The organism is Dietzia cinnamea NBRC 102147 (assembly GCF_001571065.1).
Taxonomy (GTDB): domain Bacteria; phylum Actinomycetota; class Actinomycetes; order Mycobacteriales; family Mycobacteriaceae; genus Dietzia; species Dietzia cinnamea.
The window spans coordinates 64,315-88,561 of the sequence record NZ_BCSW01000006.1; the positions used below are offsets into that span (position 1 = coordinate 64,315).

Consider the following 24,247-nt stretch of genomic DNA (forward strand, 5'->3'; position numbering starts at 1 on the left):
ATCGCGATCGGAGGGGCAGATCGAGGCGGGGTTCAGCCGACCGGTCAGGCCAGGAGCTGGCGGGCCATGACCATGCGGTTGATCTGGTTGGTGCCCTCGTAGATCTGGGTGATCTTGGCGTCGCGCATCATCCGCTCGACGGGGAAGTCACGCGTGTAGCCGGCGCCGCCGAACAGCTGCACCGCGTTGGTGGTGACCTCCATCGCCACGTCCGAGGCGAAGGTCTTGGAGGCGGCGGCCATGAAGCCGAGCTTCTCGCCACCGGGGGCGGAGCCGCGCTCGGCGTTGGCGGCGGCGGTGTAGACCATCAGACGCGCGGCCTGCACCTTCATGGCCATGTCGGCCAGCATGAACTGCGTGTTCTGGAAATCCGAGATCGCCTTGCCGAACTGGCGGCGCTCCTTGGTGTAGGCGATCGCCGCGTCGAGCGCGCCCTGCGCGATGCCCACGGCCTGCGCACCGATCGTCGGACGGGTGTGGTCCAGCGTCTGCAGCGCGGTCTTGAACCCGGTGCCCGGCTCGCCGATGATCCGGTCGCCCGGGATGCGGACGTTCTCGAAGTACAGCTCCGCGGTGGGCGAGCCCTTGATCCCGAGCTTCTTCTCGGTCTTGGACACGCCGAAACCCTCGTCGTCGGCGTGGACCATGAACGCGGAGATCCCGCCGGCACCCTTATCTGGGTCGGTCACGGCCATGACCGTGTACCAGGTGGACTTGCCGCCGTTGGTGATCCACGCCTTGGAGCCGTTGAGGATCCAGTCGTCACCGTCGGCCTTGGCGCGCGTGCGCATCGACGCGGCGTCCGAGCCGGCCTCGCGCTCGGACAGGGCGTAGGAGGCCATCTTCCCCGCGGCGATCTCGGGCAGCACCTTCTGCTTGAGCTCCTCGCCACCGGCCAGGATCAGGCCCATGGTGCCGAGCTTGTTGACCGCCGGGATCAGCGAGGACGAGGCGTCGACGCGGGCGACCTCCTCGATCACGATGCAGGCCGCGACCGAATCCGCGCCCTGACCCTCGTACTCCTCGGGGATGTGGACCGCGTTGAAGCCCGACGCGTTGAGCGCGTCGAGGGCCTCCTGCGGGAACCGCTCGTTCTCGTCGACATCCGCGGCGTGGGGCTCGATCTCCTTCTCCGACAGCGCGCGGATCGCGGCGCGGAGCTCCTCGTGCTCCTCCGCCGGACGGTACAGATCGAAGTCAGGGTTACCGGACATGTGCGGGCCTCCAAAGGGGAATCGTCAGTGCTGGTCACGCGGCGGGCGCCGGTGTCCGGACATCGGTGTGGGCCGGTCGCGCGACGGCGGCGGCTCGCGAGTGGATCCGGGGTGCACCCGGCCACTCAGGTTACCAGCGACTAACTGGATTCCTCCCCCATCGGCGACCCCACTTTCCGCATCGCGGAACGCACCTGCGGGATGCCTCCCGCCCGTCAGCCGAGCAGACGCTGCCGGAGCGCGTCGTCCTTGCGCTCGACCATCGCCTCGAGCTCCGCCTGGAAACCCTCCATCCGCTCACGCAGGGCGGGGTCGGAGGCGGCGAGGATCCGGACCGCCAGCAACCCGGCGTTCCGGGCTCCCCCGATCGACACGGTCGCCACCGGGACCCCCGCCGGCATCTGCACGATCGACAGCAACGAGTCCATCCCGTCGAGATGCTTGAGCGGAACCGGCACTCCGATCACGGGCAGCGCGGTGGCGGAGGCGACCATCCCCGGCAGGTGCGCGGCGCCGCCCGCGCCGGCGATCACGACGCGGATGCCGCGACCGGCGGCCGACCGGGCGTAGTCGAGCATCTTCTGCGGGGTGCGGTGCGCGGAGACGACGCCCACCTCGAACGGGATCCCGAACTCGGCGAGCGCCTCGGCCGCCGCCTCCATGGTGGGCCAGTCGGAGTCACTGCCCATGATGAGGCCGACCTGCGGCCCGTCCTGTCGCGCGGTCATCTCGTCGCCTTTCGTGGAGGTGTGTCAGCGGGGGCGGCCGGGGCGCCGCCGCCCGGGGGGTTGTCCGATGGACGCGGTGTCCGCACAGCATCGGCCGCGCGGACGCGGCGGTGAGCTCAGCGTTCGAAGTCGCCGACGGGCGCGCCCGTGTGAGGGTCCCAGCCGTCGGCCCACCGGGCGTGGGAGAGCCAGTGGGCGGACAGCTCGGCCACCGCGCGCACGGCGGCCACCTGGTCCGCGTCGTCCGGGTCGAGACCCGGGTCGGCGAGCACGTTGACGTGCCCGATCTTGCGGCCGTGTCGCTCGGACTTGCCGTAGAGGTGCACCTTGGCGTGCGGGAACCGCGCTGCGAGGTGGTGGACACGCTCGTCCATGCTCATCTCGGGCGTCTCGGGCGCGCCGAGGACGTTGGCCATCACGGTGAGCGGGGCGGTGGACACGGTCGAGCCGAGCGGGTAGTCGAGCACGGCACGCAGGTGCTGCTCGAACTGGCTGGTGGTGGCCCCGTCCATGGTCCAGTGCCCGGAGTTGTGGGGCCGCATCGCCAGCTCGTTGACCAGCACGCCGGGGCGACCGTCCGAGCCGACGACCTCGAACAGCTCGACGGCCATGACGCCGGTGACGTCCAGGTGCTCGGCGAGCTTGAGGGCGGTCGCCTGGACGGCCGAGCGCAGGTCGTCGGGGAGTCCGGGGGCGGGAGCGATCGCCACGGCGCAGATCCCGTCGCGCTGTACGGTCTCGACGACCGGCCACACGGCGCCCTGCCCGAACGGGGACCGCGCGACCATGGCGGACAGCTCCCGGGTCCACGGCACCCGGGCCTCGGCCATCATGGGCACCCCGGCGGCGAGCTGCTCGGAGGCGATCCGCTCGGCCTCCTCGAGCGAGTCCGGCATCCAGACGCCGCGCCCGTCGTAGCCGCCGCGGGCGGACTTGAGGACGATCCGCCCGTCCTGCTCATCGTGGAAGCGCCGGACGTCCTCGACCGTGTCCACGCCGGTGAACGGCGGGATCGGCGCACCGATCTCGGCGAGGGCACGCCGCATGACGAGTTTGTCCTGGGCGTGGATGAGCGCGGAGGCACGCGGGCGGACGGCGACGCCCGAGGCCTCGAGGTCGAGCAGGATCTGCGGGGGCACGTGCTCGTGGTCGAACGTCATCACGTCGGCGCCCTCGGCGGCGGCACGGACGGCGTCGGGGTCGTCGTGGGCGCCGATCACGACGTCGGGCGTGACCTGGGCCGCGGGGTCGAGCGGGTCGGCGGCGAGGACCCGGAGGGTCTGGCCCAGGGCGACGGCCGACTGGTGGGTCATGCGGGCGAGCTGCCCGCCGCCGATCATCGCCACGACGGGCGCTGCGAGTGGATTGCGGCGGATGCGCGAGTCGTCGTTCACGCCGCCCATCGTCTCACGCCGCCCGGGTGTCAGCGCCGCCCCGGCAGGCCCCAGCGCGAGCGCGGGGCGGCGGCCAGCGGGGCGGGCGGCGATGGCGGGGGCAGCCGGAGCAGCTCGTCGTAGACGGCGGCGTGGACGCGGGCCACGTCGGGCACGTGGTCGATCTCGATGGGCGGGAGGTGCCCCAGTTCGAGGATGAGGCAGCCCGTGCCCAGGGCGCGGTCGGCGAGGGTGTGGCGGAAGCGGACGGCGCTGATGCGGCGCAGCGGCACGTCCACGCACCGCCGGTTGGAGCCGGCCGGGCGATAGAGCACGCGCTCGTCGGTGACGACGAGGTCCGTGCGCGCCCAGCGGATCAGCGGCCAGAGGGCGAACCGGAGGACGACGAGCGAGAACAGCACCGCGACCATCGCCCAGGTAGCGGTCCGGTCCCCGGCGTGGACGACCTGGACCTCGATGAAGCCGCCGGCGATACCGGCGAGCCCGGCGCCGACGAGGGTGACGAGCGCGGGTCTGACGAGCGCGCGCCAGTGCGGGTGGGTGTGGACGATGAGCGTCTCCCCCGGCGCGAGGACCGATCGGACGAAACCCACGGCTCAGCCGCCCCACCGACCGCCGACGCCGCGGACGTGGGTGACGTCGCCCGCGGCCACGGGGAACTCGCCGTCGGTGTCGACGACGACGAGGCGGCCGTCTCGGTCGACCCGGTCGGCTCGCCCGGTCCGCACGATGTCCCCGGGCAGCTCGACCCTCACGTCGGCGCCGATGGTGGAGCAGGCCTCGGAGTAGGTCGTCATGAGCGTGTCCGAGATGGTCGATCCGCTCCCGCGTTCACACTCGCGCCACTGGCCGTGGCGAAGGGCCAGCGCCTCCAGCACGGATCGCGCGAGGCGGTCGCGGTCGACCGATCCGCCGGCCAACGCGAGCGAGGTGGCGTGCGGTACGGGCAGTTGCGCCTGCGTGAGGGACACGTTGATCCCGACGCCCACCACGATGGCGGGCAGGCGCACCGAGTAGTCGCCCCCGGCGGGGACCGTGGTCACCTCGGCGAGGATCCCGGCGATCTTCCGGCCGTCGACCAGGACGTCGTTGGGCCACTTCAAGGTGGCGTCCACACCGCCGGCCTCGCGGAGCCCGTCGCGGATCGCCAGGCCGGTGACCAGCGGCAGCCACCCGAAGAGCGTCGGCGAGACCGCACCCGGTCGCAGTAGGACGCTGACGGCGACCTGCGTGCGGGGCGGGGCGGTCCACACGCGGCCGAGCCGGCCACGCCCCGACGCCTGATGCTCGGCCAGCAGCACACTGCGGTCCGCCGCGCCCGCGGCCGCGCGGGCGAGGAGTTCCGCGTTGGTCGAGCCGATGTCCTCGACCACCTCCAGCGAGGAGTAGGGGGCGTCCGGTCCCTCCACCAGGACGCGACGGAGCGCGTCGCCGTCCAGCGCGGGCGGGGTCTCGGAACCGGTGTCTGCGTGCACGACACCCAGGGTATGTGCCCGCTCCGACACGGGGCGCGGGCCGTCTGGCGGGGGACGTCGGCCGGGTCACGTCGCCACGGGGCGCGGCGACTAGTTAGAGTCTTGCAACATGACGACTGCCTCAGAACCGGACGTGAGCGCCGACGTCCAGACGGACGCCGCGACCCCCGACATCCACACGACCGCCGGGAAGCTGTCCGAGCTGCGTCGGCGCCTCGACGAGGCCCGGGCCCCCATGGGGCAGGCCGCGGTGGACAAGACCCACGAGAAGGGCCTGATGACGGCCCGCGAACGGATCGAGAACCTCCTCGATCCGGGTTCGTTCGTGGAGATCGACGCCCTGGCCCGCCACCGCGCCACCACCTTCGGCCTCGCCGAGCGTCGCCCGCTCGGTGACGGCGTCATCACCGGCTACGGCACGATCGACGGCCGCAGCGTCTGCGTGTTCTCCCAGGACGCCACCGTCTTCGGCGGGTCGCTCGGTGAGGTCTACGGCGAGAAGATCGTCAAGGTCATGGACCTGGCCCTGAAGACCGGCCGCCCGATGATCGGCATCAACCACGGTGCCGGCGCCCGCATCCAGGAGGGCGTCGTCTCGCTCGGCCTGTACGGCGAGATCTTCCACCGCAACGTCCTGTCCTCCGGCGTCATCCCGCAGGTGTCCCTCATCATGGGCCCGTCCGCCGGCGGCCACGTGTACTCCCCCGCCCTGACCGACTTCACCGTGATGGTCGACAAGACCTCGCAGATGTTCGTCACCGGCCCCGACGTCATCAAGACCGTCACCGGCGAGGAGGTGTCGCAGGAGGAGCTCGGCGGCGCCACCACCCACATGACCAAGTCCGGCGTCTCCCACTACACGGCCAGCGACGAGCAGGACGCCCTCGACTTCGTCAAGGACCTGCTGTCCTACCTGCCGAGCAACAACCGGGCCGAGGCCCCGCGGCTCCCCTACCCCGTGGCCGAGGGCGCGATCGAGGACAACCTCACGCTCGAGGACCACGAGCTCGACACGATCATCCCGGACTCCTCGAACAGCCCGTACGACATGCACGAGGTCATCTCGCACATCGTCGACGACGGCGAGTTCCTGGAGGTCCAGGGCCAGTACGCGATGAACATCATCGTCGGCTACGGCCGCATCGAGGGCCGCAGCGTCGGCGTAGTGGCCAACCAGCCGACCCAGTTCGCCGGCTGCCTGGACATCAAGGCCTCCGAGAAGGCCGCGCGCTTCGTCCGCACCTGCGACGCGTTCAACATCCCGATCCTCACCCTGGTCGACGTCCCGGGCTTCCTGCCCGGCACCGGTCAGGAGTTCGACGGCATCATCCGCCGCGGCGCCAAGCTCCTCTACGCCTACGGTGAGGCCACCGTCGGCAAGGTCACCGTCATCACCCGCAAGGCCTACGGCGGAGCGTACGACGTGATGGGGTCCAAGCACATGGGCGCGGACATCAACCTGGCGTGGCCGACCGCCGAGATCGCCGTCATGGGCGCCTCGGGCGCGGTCGGGTTCGTCTACCGCAACGAGCTCAAGCAGGCCGCGGCCAACGGCGAGGACGTCGACGCCCTGCGCCTGAAGCTGCAGGCCGAGTACGAGGACACCCTCGTCAACCCGTACGTCGCCGCCGAGCGCGGCTACGTCGACGCGGTGATCCCGCCGTCGCACACCCGCCTGCAGGTCGCCCAGGCCCTGCGTCTGCTCGACCGCAAGGTAGTCGAGGTGCCCGCCAAGAAGCACGGGAACATCCCGCTGTGACCGCCGAGAAGCAACAGGACGGGGCCGACAAGCCCGAGAAGCCGTTCTTCGAGGTCGAAGGGGGTAACCCAACGGCCACCGAGGTGGGCATCCTGGCGGCGGTCTTCGCAACCGCCCAGGGCAACGCCGCCCACGGCGGGCACGACACCGGGATCAAGAACGACTGGGGCGCCTTCGAGGACCGGCTCCGGCCGCCGTTCGGCTACAACCCCAACTCGTTCCTCAACCGCCGCCAGTACTGACCGGTCGGCCCGGCGCACCACGCGCCGGGCCCGCCGTCGCTCCGTACCGCCGCCCCCGCTCCTGCACTCCCGCCCGCACCGACGCGCGCGCGGGAGTGCAGCGGCGGGGGCGGCCGTCGTCGGCGACCACGCCGGTAGGCTGGCAGAAGGCGCCGCCCGGCCGGTGGGCGTGCCGGTGCGCGAGGAGGGGGTCGCATGTCCGAGGACCGCGAGCACGGCAGGCGCGCGGGCACCGACGAGGGCACCGCCACCCATCACACGGGGATCATCGGACGCGCCGAACCGTCGGCGGACCGTCCCGGCGCCACCGTCATCCACCAGGACGAGACGACCAAGGTCGTGGCGTTCGAGTTCGCCGAGGGTCAGGAACTAGCGGATCACGCCGCCTTCCACCCGATCCTCGTGCAGCTGCTGCGCGGCCGCGTCGAGTTCGGGTTGCCGGACCGCACCCTCGACCTGCGCCCCGGCGAGATCGTGCACCTCACCGCCAAGCTCTGACACAGGGTCCGCGCCCTCGAGCCCACCACGCTGACCGTCACCATGCTGCTGCCGCGCTCGTGAGCACGTGGCTACGCTCTAGCCCATGATCGCGTTCGTCCTCGCCTCCGCCTCCCCGTCCCGTCTCCACATCCTCGAGCAGGCCGGTGTCGACCCGCTCGTCCGGCACCCGGAGGTCGACGAGGACGCGCTCCAGGCTGCACTGCCCACGGGGACACCGCACGTGCGGGTCGTCGAGGAGCTGGCCCGCGCGAAGGCGGAGGATGTCCTGCACCGCGAGGGCGCGCAGCTCGCAGAGGAGGCGCGGTCGGCGGGGGCGGACACCCTGATCGTCGTGGGGTGCGACTCCATGCTGCTGGTCGACGGTCGCCTCGAGGGCAAACCGCACACCTACGAGCGCGCGCTCGAGCGGTGGCACAAGATGCGCGGTCGCCACGGCGTCCTGCTCACCGGGCATGCGCTCATCGTCGCCGACCTCGCCGACGACGCCCCTTACGCCGTGACCTTCTCCGACTCGGACACCTCCGACACCACGGTGCACTTCGGCGCCCCGTCCGACGCCGACCTCGACGTGTACCTGCGCACCGGCGAGCCCCTGGAATGCGCGGGCGCGTTCACGATCGAGTCGCTCGGCGGCTGGTTCATCGACCGGATCGAGGGCGACCCGTCGAGCGTGATCGGCCTCAGCCTGCCGCTGCTGCGCCGCCTGCTGGAGGCCGCGGGGATCAACGCGCACCGCGTCTGGCGCCCCGAGCTGCGCGGCTGACCCCGCCACCCCCGTTCGGAACCTGCAGGTCACCCCGGCCACGGGCCATCGGGGTCCGCCCCCGGCGGTCGGACCGCCGACCCCAACACCACACATGAGGGAGGCCTCTCATTAGACTGCGGAAGAACTCGGTGGGCCTCCCGGCCGACCGCCAGTAAAGACGTCCATCACCAGGAGGCCCTGAGTGCCCAGTCATGCCAGCTCTCACATCACCAAGGTCCTCGTCGCCAACCGCGGCGAGATCGCCGTCCGTGTGATCCGCGCGGCGAAGGACGCCGGCCTGGCCAGCGTGGCGGTGTACGCCGAGCCCGATGCCGACGCCCTGTTCGTCAAGCTGGCCGACGAGGCCTTCGCCCTGGGGGGCACCACTTCCGCGGAGTCCTACCTGGTCTTCGACAAGATCCTCGACGCCGCCGCCAAGTCCGGCGCCGACGCGATCCACCCAGGATACGGCTTCCTGTCCGAGAACGCCGACTTCGCGCAGGCCGTCATCGACGCCGGCCTCATCTGGATCGGGCCCCCGCCGCAGGCCATCCGCGACCTCGGCGACAAGGTCACCGCCCGCCACATCGCAGAGCGGGCCAACGCCCCCATGGCCGCCGGCACCAAGGACCCGGTCGCGAACGCTGACGAGGTCGTCAAGTTCGCCGAGCAGTACGGCCTGCCCATCGCCATCAAGGCCGCCTTCGGTGGCGGCGGACGCGGCATGAAGGTCGCCCACAAGATGGAGGAGGTCGCCGAGCTCTTCGAGTCGGCCACCCGTGAGGCCACCGCCGCCTTCGGTCGTGGCGAGTGCTTCGTCGAGCAGTACCTCGACAAGGCCCGCCACGTCGAGGCGCAGGTCCTCGCCGACCAGCACGGCAACGTCATCGTCGCCGGTACCCGCGACTGCACCCTGCAGCGTCGCTTCCAGAAGCTCGTCGAGGAGGCCCCGGCGCCGTTCCTCACCGACGAGCAGCGCAAGCGCATCCACGACTCCGCCAAGGCCATCTGCAAGGAGGCCGGCTACTACGGTGCCGGCACTGTCGAGTACATGGTCCAGGGCGACACGATCTCCTTCCTTGAGGTCAACACCCGCCTGCAGGTCGAGCACCCGGTCACCGAGGAGACCGCGGGCATCGACCTGGTCCTGCAGCAGTTTAAGATCGCCGAGGGCGAGGTGCTCGAGTTCACCGAGGACCCCGAGCCCCGCGGCGTGGCGTTCGAGTTCCGTATCAACGGCGAGGACGCGGGCCGCAACTTCCTGCCCGCCCCCGGCACCATCACCGCCTACCACGAGCCCACCGGCCCGGGCGTGCGCATGGACTCCGGCGTCGAGCAGGGCGACACCATCGGCGGCCAGTTCGACTCGATGCTCGCCAAGCTCATCGTGTGGGGCGAGGACCGCGACCAGGCGCTCGCCCGCTCGGCCCGCGCCCTGGCCGAGTACAAGATCGAGGGCATGGCCACCGTCCTGCCGTTCCACCAGCACATCGTCACCCACCCCGCGTTCGTCGGCGACGGCAAGAAGTTCGACGTCTACACCAAGTGGATCGAGGAGGAGTGGGAGAACCCGATCGAGCCGTGGACGCCCACCGGTGCCCCGGCCGACGATGACGAGCCCGTCGAGCGCAAGAAGGTCGTCGTCGAGGTGGACGGTCGTCGCGTCGAGGTCTCGCTGCCCGGCGACCTCGCGTTCGGTGGTTCGCACGCCGGCGGCACCGTCCGCCGCAGGGCCAAGTCCCGGACCCGCGGCGGCGCCGCCGGTGCGGCCGCGTCCGGTGACGCCGTGTCGGCGCCCATGCAGGGCACCGTCGTCAAGGTCGCCGTCTCCGAGGGCCAGGAGGTCAAGGCCGGCGAGCTCGTGGCCGTGCTCGAGGCCATGAAGATGGAGAACCCCGTCACCGCCCACAAGGACGGCGTCGTCACCGACCTGTCCGTGGACGCCGGTGCCCCCGTCACCCAGGGCACGGTTCTCTGCGAGATCAAGTGATCCGCTGACGGCGCGGGCGGGACCCGTCCGCGCCGTCGACGACCCACCCCCGGAATCCGCTACTCCCCTTACGGATCCGCTACCCCCGCAGGCGTAGCGGATCCCCGGCCGGAGTAGCGGATTTCGCGGTTGTGGGGTCCTACCGCCCGGCGTCGGCGGGTCTCAGGCCCCCGGGCCGGCCGAGTGCTCGACCACGGGCTCCGCGCTGGCGGGATCGAACGCCGCGTCCACCAGGAATTCGCGGACCTCGGGCACACTCCTGAGGAACTCGTCCGCCTCGTCGTCGGACTCCACCACCTGGCTCGCCCGCTCGGCGACGATCCGCCGCTCGAAAAGCTCCACCTCGCGCGCGACGCGGTCCGGGTCCCATCCGAGCAACCCGGCCATGAGGTCGGCGACCTCGCGCGCGCAGTCGACGCCTCCGTGCTGGTACTCCATCGAGATCCGCGTGCGGCGGACCAGGACGTCCTCGAGATGCAGGACCGCCTCGGCCTGGGCGGCGTAGACGATCTCCACGCGCAGGTAGCGCTCGGCCCCGCCGACAGGATCGAGCAGGTCGGGGCGGTCCGCCGCCAGGTCGAGGACGTCCTCGGCCAGCGTGCCGTAGCGGCCGAGCAGGTGCTGCATCTGGTCCTCGCGGATCTCGTAGTGATCGGCGATCCGGTCGGCGCGGTTGACCATCGCCGGATACCCGTCGGCGCCCAGGAGCGGGATCCGCTCGGTGGTCGAGGGCGGTACCGACGCGGCCCGCTCGCCCAGCTCGGACACCGCCGCGTCGACCGCGTCGGCGGCCATCACGCGGTAGGTCGTGTACTTGCCGCCCGCCACCACCACGGCCCCGGGGGCGACGGTCATCACCGCGTGCTCGCGCGAGAGCTTGGCGGTGGAGTCCGCGCCGCCCGACAGCAGCGGTCGCAGCCCCGCGTAGACGCCACGCACGTCCTCGCGGCGAATGGGCGTGGTGAGCACGGAGTTGACGTGGCCGAGGATGTACTCGATGTCCGCTCCGGTGGCCGCCGGGTGGGCCAGGTCGAGCTGCCAGTCGGTATCGGTGGTGCCGATGATCCAGTACTCGCCCCACGGGATGACGAACAGCACGGACTTCTCGGTGCGCAGGATCAGCGCCGCCTCGGAGTCGACCCTGTCGCGGTCCACGACGATGTGCACGCCCTTGGACGCCCGGACGGTGAAACCGCCCTCCTCCCCGAGCATCCGCTGCAGCTGGTCGGTCCACACGCCGGCCGCGTTGAGCACGACACGGGCCCGCACGTCGGTCTCGTGCCCGGTCTCCGCGTCGCGGACGCGCACGCCGGTGACCCGGTCCCCCTCACGGAGGTAGCCGATCACCTGGGTCGAGTTGGCCACGACCGCCCCGTGGTGCGCGGCCGTCCGGGCCAGGGTGAGGGTGTGCCTCGCGTCGTCGACGAGGCTGTCCCAGTAGCGGATCCCGCCCACCACGGCGTCCTCCCGCAGCCCGGGGGCCACGCGACGGGCGCCGGCCCGGCTGTAGTGCTTCTGCGGGGGGACGCTCTTCGCACCACCCATCACGTCGTAGAGCACAAAGCCGGCGGCCATGTACGGGCGTTCCCAGAAGCGGCGGGTCAGGGGGAAGAGGAACTTCAGCGGGGTGACGAGGTGCGGCGCCAGACGCGTCATGCTGAGCTCCCGCTCGTGCAGCGCCTCGGCGACCAGGCCGAAGTCGAGTTGCTCGAGGTAGCGCAGCCCGCCGTGGAACATCTTGGAGCTGCGGGAGGAGGTGCCCGCCGCGAAGTCGCGGGCCTCGACGAGCGCCACGTTGAGCCCGCGGGTGGCGGCGTCCAGCGCACTGCCCGTGCCGACCACGCCGCCGCCGACGACCACGACGTCGAACGTGTCCTCCTCCAGCCTGCGCCAGTCCTCGGCGCGGCGGTCGGGTCCGAGGACGGATCTGGACCTGGTCGTGCGCATGGACGCTCCCTCCGCGGCCGGGCGTGTGGTTCGGTCGGTCGGACCCGACTCTACGCCCGACCGGACGTAGTCTTGGGCACGTGACTAGGAACACCTACATTCTGGCGATCGACCAGGGCACCACGTCGACGCGGGCGATACTCTTCGACAACCAGGGCATGCCGGTCCCCGCGGCGACGGTCCAGGTGGAGCACCGCCAGGTCCTCCCGCGCGCGGGGTGGGTGGAGCACGATCCGATGGAGATCTGGGCGAACGTTCGCACCGCGATGGGCCAGGTGGCGGGCCGGGTGGACCTCGAGCCGGCGGCGGTCACCGCGATCGGCATCACCAACCAGCGCGAGACGACCGTGGTGTGGGACCGGGTCACCGGCGAGCCCGTCTACAACGCGATCGTCTGGCAGGACACGCGCACGTCGGGGCTCTGTGCGCGCCTCGCCGACGGACACCCCGACGGAGACGACCGCTTCCGAGATGTCACCGGGCTGCCCCTGTCGACCTACTTCGCCGGGCCCAAGATCCGGTGGATCCTCGATCACCTCGATTCCCGGGGAGAGCGCGGCACCGAGCGCGCGGAGGCCGGGGAACTGCTGGCGGGGACCATCGACTCGTGGCTGGTGTGGAACCTGACCGGTGGGAGGCGTGGGGGTGACGACGGCGAGGAGGCCCTCCACGTCACGGATGTCACCAACGCGTCGCGCACTCTGCTCATGGACCTGCGGACCCTGCAGTGGAGCGAGGAACTCTGTCGCGAGATCGGTGTGCCCCGCGCGATGCTCCCGGAGATCGTCCCCTCCTCCGGGGTGCTGGGTCACGTGGCCCGGCGCAGAATGTTCGGCGGTACGCCCATAGCGGGGATCCTCGGCGATCAGCAGGCCGCGATGTTCGGCCAGACCTGCTTCGAGCCCGGCGAGGCCAAGAACACCTACGGAACGGGCGCGTTCCTCTTGCTCAACACGGGAACGACGCCTCAGTTCAGCGACAACGGCCTGCTCACCACCGTGGCCTACCAGCTCGGGGACGACGACCCGGTCTACGCGCTGGAGGGCTCGGTGGCCGTGGCCGGGTCGTTGGTGCAGTGGCTGCGTGACAACCTCGGGGTGATCTCCACCGCGGGCGAGACGGAGGGTTTGGCCAAGTCGCTCGAGGACAACGGGGACTGTTATCTGGTGCCCGCGTTCTCGGGGCTGCTGGCCCCGCGCTGGCGGCCGGACGCCCGTGGCGCGATGGTGGGGCTCACCCGCTTCCACACGCGCGCGCACCTGGCCCGAGCGGCCCTGGAGGCGACCGCGTTCCAGACCCGCGAGATGACCGACGCGATGGTGGCCGACGCCGGTGAGTCCGCGGATTCGCTGCGCGTCGACGGCGGGATGGTGGTCAACGACTACCTCATGCAGTTCCAGGCCGACATCCTCGGCGTGGACGTGATCCGGCCCCAGGTCACCGAGACCACCGCGCTCGGGGCCGCGTTCGCGGCCGGGTTGGCGGTGGGTCAGTGGGATTCGCCCGACCGCCTACGCGAGTTGTGGCGGGAGGACTGCCGCTGGTCGCCGCAGATGCCCGGGCAGGAGCGCGAACGGCTGCTCGCGCGGTGGAACGACGCGGTCGAGCGCACGCTCTGCTGGGCGGACGCCGAGGGCTGAGCCCGGCGGACGCGATCAGTCCAGGTCGTCGTGGCGCATGAGCTGGCGCGCCGCCTCGGTGATCGTGCCCGTCATCGACGGGTAGACCGAGAACGACCCCGCGAGGTCGCCCACCGTCAGCTGATTCCGGACCGCCACCGAGATCGGCAGGATCAGCTCGGACGCCGTGGGGGCCACGACCACGCCGCCGATCACCACGCCGGAGGCCGGGCGACAGAAGAGCTTGACGAAGCCGCGCCGCAGGCTGCGCATCTTGGCCCGCGGGTTGCCGGCCAGCGGCATGACCTCGACGCGGGCGGGGACCTCGCCGCTCTCGATCTGCGCGTGCGAGATGCCGACCGTGGCGATCTCGGGCCGCGTGAACACCGCGGAGGCCACGGTCCGCAGCTTGATGGGGTTCACGCCCTCGCCGAGCGCGTGGTACATCGCGATGCGGCCCTGCATGGCTGCCACCGAAGCCAGCGGGAACAGGTCCGTGCAGTCGCCACCGGCGTAGATGCCCGGGGCGGTGGTGCGGGAGACGCGGTCGACCTTGATATGGCCACTGGACTGCAACTCGACGCCCGCGTTCTCCAAACCGAGGCCCTGCGTGTTGGGCACCGACCCGACACAGATGAGGGCGTGCGAGCCCTTGACCGTGCGCCCGTCACCGAGGCGGACGATGATGCCGTCCTCGAAGTGCTCGACCGCGTCGGCGCGCGCGTGCTTGACCAGCGACACGCCACGCTCGCTCAGTGCCTCCTCCAGCACCAGGGCGGCGTCGGCGTCCTCGTGCGGCAGCACCCGGTCTCGACTGGAGACCATGGTGACCTTGACGCCCATCTCGGTGAACGCCGAGACGAACTCGGCACCGGTGACGCCCGAGCCGATCACGACCAGGTGGGTGGGCAGCTCGGTGAGGTCATAGAGCTGACGCCAGTTGAGGATCCGCTCACCGTCGGGCTCGGCGCCCCGGAGCACGCGCGGGCTGGACCCGGTGGCCATGAGGACCACGTCGGCGTCGAAGATCTTCTCCTGCCCGTTCTCGAAGGTCACTGCCACCCGGTGCGAGGCCATGCCCGGCTGCGGGTCGTGCAGACGCGCCCAGCCGGAGATCAGCCGCACGCCCTCTCGCTGCAGCTGCGCCCGGATGTCGGCGGACTGCGCGCGGGCCAGGGACTTGACCCTCCCGTTGACCTGCCCCAGCTTGTATGCGGTGGGGTCGAAGTGAGCCTGGACGCCCATCTCCTCTGCGCGACGCATGTCCGTGCGGACGCCCGTGGTGGCGATGAACGTCTTGGACGGCACGCAGTCGCTGAGCACACAGTTGCCGCCGATGCCGTCCGCGTCGACGATCGTGACGTCCGCACCGTACTGGGCGGCGACCAGCGCCGCCTCGTAGCCGGCGGGTCCGCCGCCGATGATGATGATGCGTTGCGTCACATGTCCTCCACGGCTCGCTGGGGTAAGGGCCGAGCGCCGCGCCCCGCTGTGGCGGACCGCGTCACGTCCGCCGTACACGGTAGTCGAACGATCCGATCGGGGCCGAGGACGTCGGGCCCGGTGCCGCCCCCAGGGACTAGGGTTGTGACCGTGCCTCTTTACGCCGCGTACGGGACGAACATGCATCCCGATCAGATGAACACCCGCGCGCCGCACTCCCCCTTCGCCGGGACCGGGTGGGTGGACGGCTGGCGCCTCACCTTCGCCGGGGACGATCCCACCTGGCAGGGCGCCGTCGCCACGGTCGTACCGGACCAGGGGTCGAGGGTCTTCGTGGTGCTCTACGACGTCCCCGAGGAGGACGTCCGGGCACTCGACCGCTGGGAGGGCACCGACGAGATGCCCGCGCGCAAGATCCGGGTCCGCGTCACCCGCCGGCCGACGGTGCCCGACGGTCCCCCGGTCGATGCCCAGGAGTCCGAGTTCGCCGTGGACACCACCACCCCCACCGGCACCGGCACAGACGACACCGTGCTCGCGTGGTTGTACGTCATGGACGCCTTCGAGGGCGGGTTGCCGTCGGCGAGGTACCTCGGTCTGCTCGCCGACGCCGCCGAGTGCGCGGGCGCCCCCGACCAGTACGTGCACGAACTGCGCACGCGGGAATCACGCAACGTCGGCCCGGGCGCCTGAGCAGACGATGGCGCCCCTGCTCTCCCCCACCGACGACGCCCGCGACGCGTCCGCACAGATCGCGCGCCTGAGCGGTCGCGACCGCCACGACGTCGCGCTCGTGTTGGGCTCGGGGTGGTCCGAGGTCGTCGCCGGGCTCGCCGACCCGGGCACGGCCGTGACCGTCGCGGCCGCCGACCTGCCCGGGTTCGTCACCCCCACGGCCGCCGGTCACCGCGGCGCCGTGACCAGTTGCCTCGTCGACGGCGTGCCGCTGCTGTCAGTGGCCGGCCGCACCCACCTCTACGAGGGCGCGGACACCGCGCCCGTCGTCCACCCCGCCCACGTCGCGGCCGCGGTCGGCGCCCGCACGCTGGTGCTCACCAACGCCGCCGGTGGCCTGCGGGACGACATGGCCGTCGGGGACCTCGTTCTCATCCGCGACCACCTCAACCTCACCGGGCGCTCGCCGCTGACCGGGCCGCTGTTCGTCGACATGGTGGACGCCTACTCCCCGCGGCTGCGCGCCGCGGCCACCGACGCCATCGCGGCCGCCGAGGGCGTCTACGCCGCGATGCCCGGACCGCAGTACGAGACCCCGGCCGAGATCACGATGCTGCGGGCCCTCGGCGCGGACCTCGTGGGCATGTCGACGGTGCCCGAGACCATCACCGCCCGCGCGTTGGGGTTGGACGTGGTCGCCGTGTCGCTGGTGACCAACCTCGCCGCCGGCGTCACCGGCCAGCCCCTCGACCACGCCGAGGTCCTGGCCGCCGGCGCCGCCGGATCCGCCCGCCTCACCGGGGCGCTGCGGGCGCTCGTCCCGGTCGTCTCCCGGACCTGATCGCCCACGCCCACCGCGAGGAACCGACGGAGCAGCCCGTGACCCTGACCTTCGGCACCGCCGGCGTCCGCGCTCCCCTCGGGCCCGGGCCCGACGAGATGAACGACCGGACCGTCGCCCTGGTCGCCACCGCCGTCGCCCGGCACCTACGCGAACATGAACCCTCCGGTTCGACGGTCATCGTGGGCGGAGACGCCCGGCACGGGTCCGCCCGATTCGTCGACGTCGCGGCTGCGGTGTTGGCGGCGCACGACCTCGTCGTCGTCGTCCCCGGAGGCCCCGTGGCCACCCCGGTGATCGCCGCGGCGGTCCGCGCGCGCGGCGCCGCCGGCGGGCTCATGGTGACCGCGTCCCACAACCTGGCCGGAGACAACGGCGTCAAGGTCTACGGGCGCGGGGGCGCGCAGATCATCCCGCCCACCGACGCCCACATCGAGCGGCACCTGCGCGCCGCGGCGCGCGGGGGGGTCACGGTCCCCACGGCGGTACCCGCGTCGGCGCGCACCGACCCCGCCCGTGGGTCGGTGCGGGTGGACCCCATGCTGGTCGACGACTACGTGGCCTCCGTCGTCGCGGCACTGCCCCGGCCGGGTCGGCCGCCCCGCGTGGCCCTGACCCCCGTCCACGGGGTCGGCGGCGATCTCTGCGTCCGCGTCCTGGCCGGCATCGGTGTGGACGATGTGACGTTGGTGCGCGAGCAGGCCGTCCCCGACCCGGACTTTCCCACCGTCGCCTCGCCGAACCCCGAGATGCCCGACACGACGGCGCGGCTGATGGAGCTCGCGGCGCGGATCGACGCCGACGTGGCGATCGCGCTCGACCCTGACGCCGATCGCTGCGCTGTCGGCCTGGTCGGCCCGGACGGGCGTTGGCGGATGCTCGACGGCGACGAGACCGGGGCGGTCCTGGCCGATCATCTGCTGCGCGCGCCACTCCCCGGCGCGGGCGGGGGCCCGGGGACGGACGCCAGCCCGGGGGCGGGCGACGTGCCGGGAACGGACGGCGGATCGGAAGCGCCCGCGGATGCCGATACGAGGGTGCCGGTCGTGGCGTCGACGATCGTGTCCTCGCGACTACCGTCCCTGCTGGTTCCTGCGCGCGGCGGGCGGTACGTCGAGACGCTGACCGGGTTCAAGTGGCTCGTACGCGCCGGCGAGCCGCTCCGCTACGCCTACGAGGAGGCCATCGGGCACTGCGTGCTGCCGGACGTCGTGGCCGACAAGGACGGGATCGCGGCGGCCGCGGCGTGGTGCGCGATGGTCGGCTCCGGTGGCCCGTCTGTCGCCGCGCGGCTTGATGCGCTCGCCGGGGAGTTCGGGGCGCACACGCGGCACAACGTCCCGCTGCCGCTGGCCTCGGGGACGGACCCGGTGGCCGTGCTGGACCGGGTGGGCGCGCTGCTCGCCACCGTCGGCAGGGTGCGCGCGCTCGACGGCACGGCGGGCCTGCGCGTGGATGTCGACGGTGCGCGCGCGGTGGTGCGCCCCTCAGGTACGGAGCCCCTGCTCAAGACCTACGTGGAGGCGTGGACCCCGGCCGCGCCGTCGCCGGCGGACCGGGACGACGCCGAGCGTCGGCTGGCGATGCTGGGAGAGGCGGTGGCCGACGCCGTCGCCGTGGCCGTGGCCCGCCGCGACGTGGGCTGACCGGCGGACGTCAGACGGGACCGCGCGTCATCGGGGGCCGAAGAGGCGGTCGCCCGCGTCGCCCAGGCCGGGGACGATGAAGGCGTTCTCGTCGAGGCGCTCGTCGATCGTCGCGGTGACCAGCGTCGCCGCCAGGCCCGACTCCCGCACGGCCTCGATCCCCTCCGGCGCGCACAGGACGCACACCACCGTCAGGCCGGTCGCGCCGCGTGCCGTGAGCGTCTCCAGCGTCGAGACCAGGGACCCGCCGGTGGCGAGCATCGGGTCGAGCACCACCACGTGGCGCCCGGAGAGCTCCTCGGGCAGCGAGCACAGGTACGACACCGGCTCGTGACTCTCCTCGTCGCGGGCCAGGCCTATGAACCCGACCTGGGCACCGGGCAGCAGCCGCGTGGCCGGGTCCAGCAGCCCCAGGCCCGCGCGAAGGACCGGCACGATCAGCGGGACACCGTCCACGGCCACGCCCGTCGTCTCCACGATGGGGGTGGTGACCGGAACCTGCTTCGTCGGGATCGAGCGGAAGGCCTCGTAACAGAGCATGGTCCCGAGCGCGTCCATCGCGGCCCGGAACCCGGCGGTGTCGGTGGCGGAATCACGTAGGGTTCGGAGCCGGTCCCCGACCAGCGGGTGGTCCACGACGATGATGTCCATGCCCGTCAGGATTCCACACCGGACGAATCGCGGATCGGGTGGAACCGGATCGCCTCCCCTGCGCGTCGAACCCTGTGACGGACGAGAAGACGGCGTTGAGGGGACGAGGCCATGGCGGACGGGGCGATTGATGTCGATGTCGACGGTTTACGGGAACTGGGCACGGGGCTGACCACCCTGGCCGACACGCTGGGGGGCGCGCTCGAGGCGGTCGACGCGGTGCCGATCGACGCGGTCGCACCGGTGGTGGGGCCGGTCGGGGCCGACTTCATGTCCGCGTTGCTGGCCGCCACCGCACGGCACCGCGAGGTGCTGGCCGATCTCACGCGCGTCACGGACGCCGCCGGTGACCTGGTGTTGCAGACCGGCCGTCTGTTCGAGGAGTCCGACGCCGCGGGCGCGGCCATGATCGGTGCGGCGGGCACCGGGGGCCCGGGAGCGGCGGGTGCGGGCCCAGCGGGGCTCGACATGACCGAGAGGTGGGTGTGATCCGGTGATCGCCGACGCGTTGGCCTACGCGGGCCCCATAAAGCAGATCCTCGACCTGCTGTCCGCCGAGGAGTTCGTCCCCGGCGAGGCCCGCGACATCATGCGGCCGGTCAGCGAGGGCCTCGAGGTGGCCCAGCAGATGGGGCCGCCCCTCGAGCGGCTGTTGTCCGAATCGTGGAACTCGCTCGCCTCCCTCGGTGCGGCCCACTCGATCGCGGAGGTCGGACGGACCATGGGCGCGCTCGGGGAGTCCGCGGCGGAGATCGCGCGCGTCACCGCGGTCGCGGCGGAGATCGTGGTCCGCGGCACCGTCGAGGTGATCGGCATCGTCCAGCAGTTCCTCGCCCGCGCCGCCGCCCTCGGTCCGGCGCTGGTGACCCCGGCCGGGCAGGGTGCGCTGCTCGGCCTGGCCGCAGAGCACCTCGCGCGCGGGATACAGGTAGCCGAGCGCGTGCAGAACGAACTCAGAATCCCCACCGCGGAAATGCGGGCGATCGCCGCGGGCATTCCGCCGGCGCCGCGCATGCCGGGCGCGCTCGCCGCGGACAGCAGCACCGGCGGCGCGATCAACGCAACCACGGTCGCCTACTCGGGGTCGGGACCGGGCGCGATCACCGCCGCCGACAGCGCGGCGGGCGGGGCTCACGGCGGCGCAGGCGGAGCCTACTCCGCGGGTGGCGGCTCTGTGGGTGCGACGGCGTCGCCGGACGGGTACGGCGGATCGTCCGAGGGGGCGGCGACCGCGGCGCCCGGTTCAGTGGGCTTCGGGGACGCCGGTTCCGGTCTGATCGGCGGCGGTACCGAGGTCACGCTGCCCGACGGCTCGGTCGTCACCGCCCCCAACGAACAGGCCGCCGGGGCGGTGCGTAACGCGCTCAGCCAGCAGGGCGTGCCCTACGTGTGGGGCGGCACGACCCCGGGGCAGGGGCTCGACTGCAGCGGGCTCACGCAGTGGGCGTACCGGGACGCCGGAGTGGAGATCCCCCGGCTGGCCCAGGAACAGGGCGTCGGCGTCCAGGTGTCGGCGCAGGACCTCATGCCTGGTGACCTGCTGGTGTGGGACGGTCACGTCGCCATGTACATCGGCAACGGGCAGATCGTGGAGGCCGGGGACCCTGTAGCGGTATCGGGCCTGCGCACCGACAATATAGGCATGTCCTTCTACGGTTTCTACCGCCCGACAGGCGGATGACCCGCGACACCTGCCGTCGCACCGACCCCATGACCGGCGTGGTCGCCGAGGTCGGTACCGACGGCGTGCCGGTGGGTCTGGCCCTGCCTGCTGACCTGCTGGACCGCCCGTCTACGGAGGTGGCGCGGGCGGTCCTGCGCACGCTCACCGCCGCGGCGGGCGACGCCCGCGAACTCCTCGAACGCCTCGCCGCCGAGGAGGGTGACGGACACGGTCGTGACGAGTGGCAGTGGGACGACGACGAGCTGCGGGAGACCGTCTCGTGAGCGGCGGCGGACTGGACGTGGAGGCCTTCCTCGACCGTCTGCGCGGGATCGCGGCCGAATGGGAGTCCGCCCACGACCAGCTGGAGACGCTGCGCGTGGTGTCCAGCAGCCGCGACCAGCTCGCCACCGCCACCGCGGACTCCGGCGGGACCGTGATCGATCTCGTCTTGGCATCCGGCCTGCGCCGCCACGGCTCGGAGACGGTCGCCGCGTCGATCCTCGAGGCCACCGCGGACGCCGTCGAACAGGCCAACGCGCGACGCGCCGAGCTGGTGTCGGGCTCGGTGGCGCTCGCGGTGATCGGTCGTAGGGGCGCCGCCGAGGACGCCGCCCGCCGGCACCCGGACGCCACCCGGGCGGGCCGTGGCACCGGCTGAGCGGGCGTGGATATGCTGACCAGCATGGCCAAGGACATCGTCCCGATCGAGCTCGGTCTCCCGGAGGGAGACGTCACGACCCTCTGGGCACCCAGCTGGCGCGAGGACAACGACGACTGGGAGGCGTTCCTGGGCCTCGGTGACGATCTCTACGCGTTCGACTCGACGGCCGAACTCCTGGCGCTGGTGCGCAGCGGCGCCGAGCACGACCTGCAGGACCACCCCTCGTGGGAGCAGTTCGCACAGTCCGACGTCCTCGACTTCCGCGCCGCCGACGAGAACTGCTACGACCTGGTCGGCGTCCTCGAACTGCTCGGCGAGAACCCCACCGAGTCCTCGGTCGACGAGATCGACCAGTCCTTCGCGATCGCCCGCTCGATCGGCGAGGTGTGCGAACTCGACACCGTGACCAAGTTCTTCAACGGCAATCCCGTCCTGGCGTCCGTCACGCACGGCATGGACGAGTTCTACGGCCGCGACGGGCTCAAGCTGTGGAAGTCCATCCGCAAGACCGTCGCCAAGGGCTGGGACGACGTCCTCGACGCCATCCAGGACGTCATGGCCACCCCCGACCTCGACCGCGGCGAGGTCGAGCGTGCCCGCCGCGACCTCGCGACCGCCGAGGCTGCACTCCCCGAGCCGGAGCCGGAGCCCGAGCCCGCACCCACCGGCTACCCCGAGGGCTCCCTGTGGGAGAGCGTCGGTATCGACCCCGTCAAGATCGTGTTCTCCGATCAGGAGTACCTCAGCCTGCGTTGCTACCTCGGGGACCGCCCCGTGTTCCTCGGGGACGGCGACCAGGCCTACGTCTTCACCAGCCCCCGCGGCCTGGCCCGCTTCCTGGCGGACAACGACGACGCGACGCTCAGCAGGGTGGCCACGTACGAGCGCGTCAAGCTCGCCGCGGTCGACGGCAGCCTCGACGTCCACGTCACCGACGACAACGCCTACGTCCTGGCGGGGCTCGACCGCGACATCGAGGTCGGCCCCGACATGGTCGACTCCGACCAGCTCGGCCTGGCCGTGGAACTCATCACCGACCTCGCCAACTATGTCGGCGACGCCGAGCTCGAGGCGTCGGTCACCGGCCGCGGCTCGGCGCTGCGTCGGTTCCTGCACTACGTGCTCAACCCCGACGACGCCAGGCTGCTCGAGCCGACCGCACCGTTCGACGACGAGGCAACCGAGTGGCGCGACCTCGTCGACGACGTCGAGAAGCTCGTCACCACCCCCGACATGGCCTGACGGGTCACCACCCGCGCAGGCGGTCGGCGACCTCCCCCGCGGGACCGCGCCCAGGGCCCGTCCCCAGGGCGGCCCGGAGCTCGTCGACGGCGGCGGGCAACCGTGCCGCGTCGCCCGCGTGGACGGAGGCCACCACGTCCCCGGCGCTGACCACCTCGCCCTCGACGCGGTCCAGCAGGACGCCGGCGGCGTGGTCGACCGTCTCGCCGGGGCCGGTGCGCCCCGCCCCGGACAACCACGATGCGCGACCGACCCCGAGAGCGTCCCACCTGATCGGACCCGACGCCGGGGCCCGCACCTGTGCGACGTGCGCCGCCCGCGGTGGGACCGCGTCCGGGTCCCCGCCCTGCGCGGAGATCATCGCCCGGTAGGCGTCCATGGCCCGCCCGTCCGCCAGCCGGGCACGCGGGTCGGCGTCCGGGATCCCCACCGCGGCGAGCGCCTCCAGCGCCAGCGCGCAGGTGAGGTCGACCATGTCGGCGGGCCCCCCGCCGGCGAGGATCTCCCGCGCCTCAGCCACCTCGAGCGCGTTGCCCACGGCGCGACCGAGCGGCGTGTGGTTGGCGGTCACCAGGGCGCTGGTCCGCACACCGGCGGCGGCGCCGATCCCGACCATCACCCGCGCCAGCTCGCGGGCGTCGGTGGGGGCGGGCAGGAACGCGCCGGAGCCGAACTTCACGTCCAACACCAGCGCTCCGGTGCCCTCGGCGATCTTCTTGCTCATGATGGACGCCGCGATCATCGGGATGGACGCGACGGTGCCGGTGACGTCTCGGAGCGCGTAGAGGGCCCGGTCGGCGGGGGCGAGGTCCGCCCCGGCAGCGCAGATCACGGCCCCCGTCCGCGTCAGGACGGCCCGCAGTTCGTCGGCGTCGAGGTCCGCGCGCCACCCGGGGATCGACTCGAGTCTGTCGAGCGTGCCGCCCGTGTGGCCGAGTCCGCGACCGGACAGCTGCGGCACGGCGACGTCCCAGGTCGCGAGCAGCGGCGTGAGCACGAGGGTGATCGCGTCGCCCACCCCGCCGGTCGAGTGCTTGTCGACGGTCGGCACCACGGCGTCGCCGCGGGTCACGGTGGACAGGTCCAGTCGGGTGCCCGAGCGCACCATGGCAGAGGTCCACCGGGAGATCTCGTGGTCGGTCATCCCGCGGAAATAGATCGCCATCGCGAGCGCGGACATCTGCTCGGGCGCGACGGCCCCGCTGGTGAACCCCTCGACGATCCAGTCGATCTCGTCGTCGTCGAGCTCCCGTCCGTCCCTCTTCGCCTCGATGATCCGCACGGCGTCATGGCGTCGCGCCGGACCGACCCGCGCGCTCACGCCAGGTCCCCCGGCCCGAACGCGTCCGGGAGGAGCTCGCCGAGGCGCACCGCGCCGCGTGCGGTGTGGACGACCAGGTCGGGGCCGCCGTGTTCGTAGAGGAGCTGCCGGCAGCGCCCGCACGGCGAGAGCGGCTCGCCGGTGTGGGTGACGACGACGAGCTCGAGCAGCCTCCCGCCTCCGGTGCGGTGGAGGTCCGACACGAGCGAACACTCGGCACACAGTGTCAACCCGTAGGAGGCGTTCTCCACGTTGCACCCGACGACGATCCGATCCCGCCCGTCTCCCCGGCCGGGGGGCGGCGTGATCCCGGGTTCCGTTCCCGCGACGGCAGGGCCGACCGGAGGCCCGGTCAGCGCGGCGGCACCGACCCCCAGGCCGGAGTAGGGCGTGTAGGCGTTTCGCGCGGCCCCCAGTGCCACTTCCGTGAGAGTGTCGACAAGAGTGCTGCGTTGTGCTGCGGATTCGTCATGCGTCACGTCGATCT

General features: G+C 72.2%; 24 protein-coding genes. 14 read left to right on the forward strand and 10 right to left on the reverse strand.

Annotation, left to right across the window (positions count from 1 at the left end):
• Positions 1–44: 44 nt before the first annotated feature.
• The 5 genes from DCI01S_RS04010 to DCI01S_RS04030 form a co-directional block, all read right to left on the reverse strand.
• Positions 45–1,214 (reverse strand): acyl-CoA dehydrogenase family protein, encoded by a 1,170-nt coding sequence (locus tag DCI01S_RS04010; RefSeq protein WP_007628917.1) that lies wholly within the window; start codon positions 1,212–1,214, stop codon positions 45–47.
• Between the two features lie 215 nt (positions 1,215–1,429).
• Positions 1,430–1,942 carry a 5-(carboxyamino)imidazole ribonucleotide mutase gene (gene purE / locus DCI01S_RS04015; RefSeq protein WP_007628915.1) on the reverse strand — a complete coding sequence of 171 codons (513 nt, stop codon included), beginning with the start codon at positions 1,940–1,942 and terminating at the stop codon, positions 1,430–1,432.
• A 116-nt stretch (positions 1,943–2,058) separates the two neighbouring features.
• Positions 2,059–3,345 carry a 5-(carboxyamino)imidazole ribonucleotide synthase gene (locus tag DCI01S_RS04020; RefSeq protein ID WP_061228054.1) on the reverse strand — a complete coding sequence of 429 codons (1,287 nt, stop codon included), beginning with the start codon at positions 3,343–3,345 and terminating at the stop codon, positions 2,059–2,061.
• Between the two features lie 20 nt (positions 3,346–3,365).
• Complete coding sequence (locus DCI01S_RS04025) at positions 3,366–3,929, reverse strand: PH domain-containing protein (protein ID WP_061228055.1); 564 nt, start codon at positions 3,927–3,929, stop codon at positions 3,366–3,368.
• A gap of 3 nt (positions 3,930–3,932) precedes the next feature.
• Positions 3,933–4,811 (reverse strand): biotin--[acetyl-CoA-carboxylase] ligase, encoded by an 879-nt coding sequence (locus tag DCI01S_RS04030; RefSeq protein ID WP_061228056.1) that lies wholly within the window; start codon positions 4,809–4,811, stop codon positions 3,933–3,935.
• Between the two features lie 109 nt (positions 4,812–4,920).
• Between DCI01S_RS04030 and DCI01S_RS04035 the strand changes: the two genes are divergently transcribed.
• The 5 genes from DCI01S_RS04035 (at position 4,921) to DCI01S_RS04055 (ending at position 10,048) form a co-directional block, all read left to right on the forward strand.
• Positions 4,921–6,570, forward strand: coding sequence for an acyl-CoA carboxylase subunit beta (locus DCI01S_RS04035; protein WP_043567136.1), 1,650 nt, complete (start codon positions 4,921–4,923; stop codon positions 6,568–6,570).
• Positions 6,567–6,812, forward strand: coding sequence for an acyl-CoA carboxylase subunit epsilon (locus DCI01S_RS04040; protein ID WP_061228057.1), 246 nt, complete (start codon positions 6,567–6,569; stop codon positions 6,810–6,812). Before DCI01S_RS04035 ends, DCI01S_RS04040 begins: the two co-directional genes overlap by 4 nt.
• A gap of 195 nt (positions 6,813–7,007) precedes the next feature.
• Positions 7,008–7,310 (forward strand): cupin domain-containing protein, encoded by a 303-nt coding sequence (locus DCI01S_RS04045; protein WP_244881640.1) that lies wholly within the window; start codon positions 7,008–7,010, stop codon positions 7,308–7,310.
• 85 nt (positions 7,311–7,395) lie between these two features.
• Complete coding sequence (locus DCI01S_RS04050; protein ID WP_061228058.1) at positions 7,396–8,076, forward strand: Maf family protein; 681 nt, start codon at positions 7,396–7,398, stop codon at positions 8,074–8,076.
• Positions 8,077–8,260: 184 nt separating this feature from the next.
• The gene (locus DCI01S_RS04055; protein ID WP_061228059.1) at positions 8,261–10,048 is read left to right on the forward strand and encodes an acetyl/propionyl/methylcrotonyl-CoA carboxylase subunit alpha; all 1,788 of its coding nucleotides are present in this window, start codon (positions 8,261–8,263) and stop codon (positions 10,046–10,048) included.
• 162 nt (positions 10,049–10,210) lie between these two features.
• On the opposite strand, the gene DCI01S_RS04060 is transcribed toward DCI01S_RS04055, so the two are convergent.
• Positions 10,211–11,995, reverse strand: coding sequence for a glycerol-3-phosphate dehydrogenase/oxidase (locus DCI01S_RS04060; protein ID WP_061228060.1), 1,785 nt, complete (start codon positions 11,993–11,995; stop codon positions 10,211–10,213).
• 80 nt (positions 11,996–12,075) lie between these two features.
• On the opposite strand from DCI01S_RS04060, the gene glpK reads away from it, so the two are divergent.
• On the forward strand, positions 12,076–13,635 hold the full coding sequence (glpK, locus tag DCI01S_RS04065; RefSeq protein ID WP_061228061.1) for a glycerol kinase GlpK: 1,560 nt from the start codon (positions 12,076–12,078) through the stop codon (positions 13,633–13,635).
• Between the two features lie 15 nt (positions 13,636–13,650).
• On the opposite strand, the gene DCI01S_RS04070 is transcribed toward glpK, so the two are convergent.
• A complete protein-coding gene (locus DCI01S_RS04070; RefSeq protein ID WP_061228062.1) occupies positions 13,651–15,057 on the reverse strand; it encodes an NAD(P)H-quinone dehydrogenase in 1,407 nt (468 codons plus the stop codon).
• Between the two features lie 150 nt (positions 15,058–15,207).
• Between DCI01S_RS04070 and DCI01S_RS04075 the strand changes: the two genes are divergently transcribed.
• The 3 genes from DCI01S_RS04075 to DCI01S_RS04085 are packed head-to-tail and all read left to right on the forward strand — an operon-like array spanning position 15,208 to position 18,219.
• Complete coding sequence (locus DCI01S_RS04075; protein WP_061228103.1) at positions 15,208–15,750, forward strand: gamma-glutamylcyclotransferase family protein; 543 nt, start codon at positions 15,208–15,210, stop codon at positions 15,748–15,750.
• 7 nt (positions 15,751–15,757) lie between these two features.
• The gene (locus tag DCI01S_RS04080) at positions 15,758–16,573 is read left to right on the forward strand and encodes a purine-nucleoside phosphorylase (RefSeq protein ID WP_061228063.1); all 816 of its coding nucleotides are present in this window, start codon (positions 15,758–15,760) and stop codon (positions 16,571–16,573) included.
• 38 nt (positions 16,574–16,611) lie between these two features.
• Positions 16,612–18,219 (forward strand): phosphohexomutase domain-containing protein, encoded by a 1,608-nt coding sequence (locus DCI01S_RS04085; protein WP_061228064.1) that lies wholly within the window; start codon positions 16,612–16,614, stop codon positions 18,217–18,219.
• 27 nt (positions 18,220–18,246) lie between these two features.
• On the opposite strand, the gene upp is transcribed toward DCI01S_RS04085, so the two are convergent.
• Positions 18,247–18,870: a uracil phosphoribosyltransferase gene (gene upp / locus DCI01S_RS04090; RefSeq protein ID WP_061228065.1), complete on the reverse strand. Its 624-nt coding sequence runs from the start codon at positions 18,868–18,870 to the stop codon at positions 18,247–18,249.
• A 111-nt stretch (positions 18,871–18,981) separates the two neighbouring features.
• On the opposite strand from upp, the gene DCI01S_RS04095 reads away from it, so the two are divergent.
• From DCI01S_RS04095 to DCI01S_RS04115, 5 genes are read left to right on the forward strand one after another with little or no spacing between them, the layout of a single operon-like run.
• Positions 18,982–19,359 carry a type VII secretion target gene (locus tag DCI01S_RS04095; RefSeq protein WP_061228066.1) on the forward strand — a complete coding sequence of 126 codons (378 nt, stop codon included), beginning with the start codon at positions 18,982–18,984 and terminating at the stop codon, positions 19,357–19,359.
• Between the two features lie 4 nt (positions 19,360–19,363).
• Positions 19,364–20,551 (forward strand): C40 family peptidase, encoded by a 1,188-nt coding sequence (locus DCI01S_RS04100; protein ID WP_061228067.1) that lies wholly within the window; start codon positions 19,364–19,366, stop codon positions 20,549–20,551.
• On the forward strand, positions 20,548–20,817 hold the full coding sequence (locus DCI01S_RS04105; RefSeq protein WP_061228068.1) for a hypothetical protein: 270 nt from the start codon (positions 20,548–20,550) through the stop codon (positions 20,815–20,817). The genes DCI01S_RS04100 and DCI01S_RS04105 overlap by 4 nt, the downstream gene beginning before the upstream one ends.
• Complete coding sequence (locus DCI01S_RS04110) at positions 20,814–21,194, forward strand: YbaB/EbfC family nucleoid-associated protein (RefSeq protein ID WP_061228069.1); 381 nt, start codon at positions 20,814–20,816, stop codon at positions 21,192–21,194. Before DCI01S_RS04105 ends, DCI01S_RS04110 begins: the two co-directional genes overlap by 4 nt.
• Positions 21,195–21,218: 24 nt before the next feature.
• Entirely contained in the window at positions 21,219–22,439 is a 1,221-nt protein-coding gene (locus DCI01S_RS04115; RefSeq protein WP_198150709.1) for a SatS C-terminal domain-containing protein, read from the forward strand.
• Positions 22,440–22,443: 4 nt separating this feature from the next.
• Here DCI01S_RS04115 and DCI01S_RS04120 read toward each other — a convergent pair whose 3' ends face one another.
• Both DCI01S_RS04120 and DCI01S_RS04125 read right to left on the reverse strand, forming a co-directional pair.
• Complete coding sequence (locus DCI01S_RS04120; protein WP_061228071.1) at positions 22,444–23,760, reverse strand: thymidine phosphorylase; 1,317 nt, start codon at positions 23,758–23,760, stop codon at positions 22,444–22,446.
• Positions 23,757–24,239, reverse strand: a complete 483-nt coding sequence (locus tag DCI01S_RS04125) for a cytidine deaminase (protein ID WP_061228072.1) — start codon at positions 24,237–24,239, stop codon at positions 23,757–23,759. The genes DCI01S_RS04120 and DCI01S_RS04125 overlap by 4 nt, the downstream gene beginning before the upstream one ends.
• Between the last annotated feature and the right edge of the window lie 8 nt (positions 24,240–24,247).

Bases quoted from the DNA above. Each gene is read 5' to 3' on its own strand.
- DCI01S_RS04010 (WP_007628917.1), bottom strand. From the start codon at position 1,214: ATGTCCGGTAACCCTGACTTCGATCTGTACCGTCCGGCGGAGGAGCAC.
- purE (WP_007628915.1), bottom strand. From the start codon at position 1,942: ATGACCGCGCGACAGGACGGGCCGCAGGTCGGCCTCATCATGGGCAGT.
- DCI01S_RS04020 (WP_061228054.1), bottom strand. From the start codon at position 3,345: ATGGGCGGCGTGAACGACGACTCGCGCATCCGCCGCAATCCACTCGCA.
- DCI01S_RS04035 (WP_043567136.1), top strand. From the start codon at position 4,921: ATGACGACTGCCTCAGAACCGGACGTGAGCGCCGACGTCCAGACGGAC.
- DCI01S_RS04045 (WP_244881640.1), top strand. From the start codon at position 7,008: ATGTCCGAGGACCGCGAGCACGGCAGGCGCGCGGGCACCGACGAGGGC.
- DCI01S_RS04050 (WP_061228058.1), top strand. From the start codon at position 7,396: ATGATCGCGTTCGTCCTCGCCTCCGCCTCCCCGTCCCGTCTCCACATC.
- DCI01S_RS04060 (WP_061228060.1), bottom strand. From the start codon at position 11,995: ATGCGCACGACCAGGTCCAGATCCGTCCTCGGACCCGACCGCCGCGCC.
- DCI01S_RS04080 (WP_061228063.1), top strand. From the start codon at position 15,758: ATGGCGCCCCTGCTCTCCCCCACCGACGACGCCCGCGACGCGTCCGCA.
- upp (WP_061228065.1), bottom strand. From the start codon at position 18,870: ATGGACATCATCGTCGTGGACCACCCGCTGGTCGGGGACCGGCTCCGA.
- DCI01S_RS04095 (WP_061228066.1), top strand. From the start codon at position 18,982: ATGGCGGACGGGGCGATTGATGTCGATGTCGACGGTTTACGGGAACTG.
- DCI01S_RS04105 (WP_061228068.1), top strand. From the start codon at position 20,548: ATGACCCGCGACACCTGCCGTCGCACCGACCCCATGACCGGCGTGGTC.
- DCI01S_RS04115 (WP_198150709.1), top strand. From the start codon at position 21,219: ATGGCCAAGGACATCGTCCCGATCGAGCTCGGTCTCCCGGAGGGAGAC.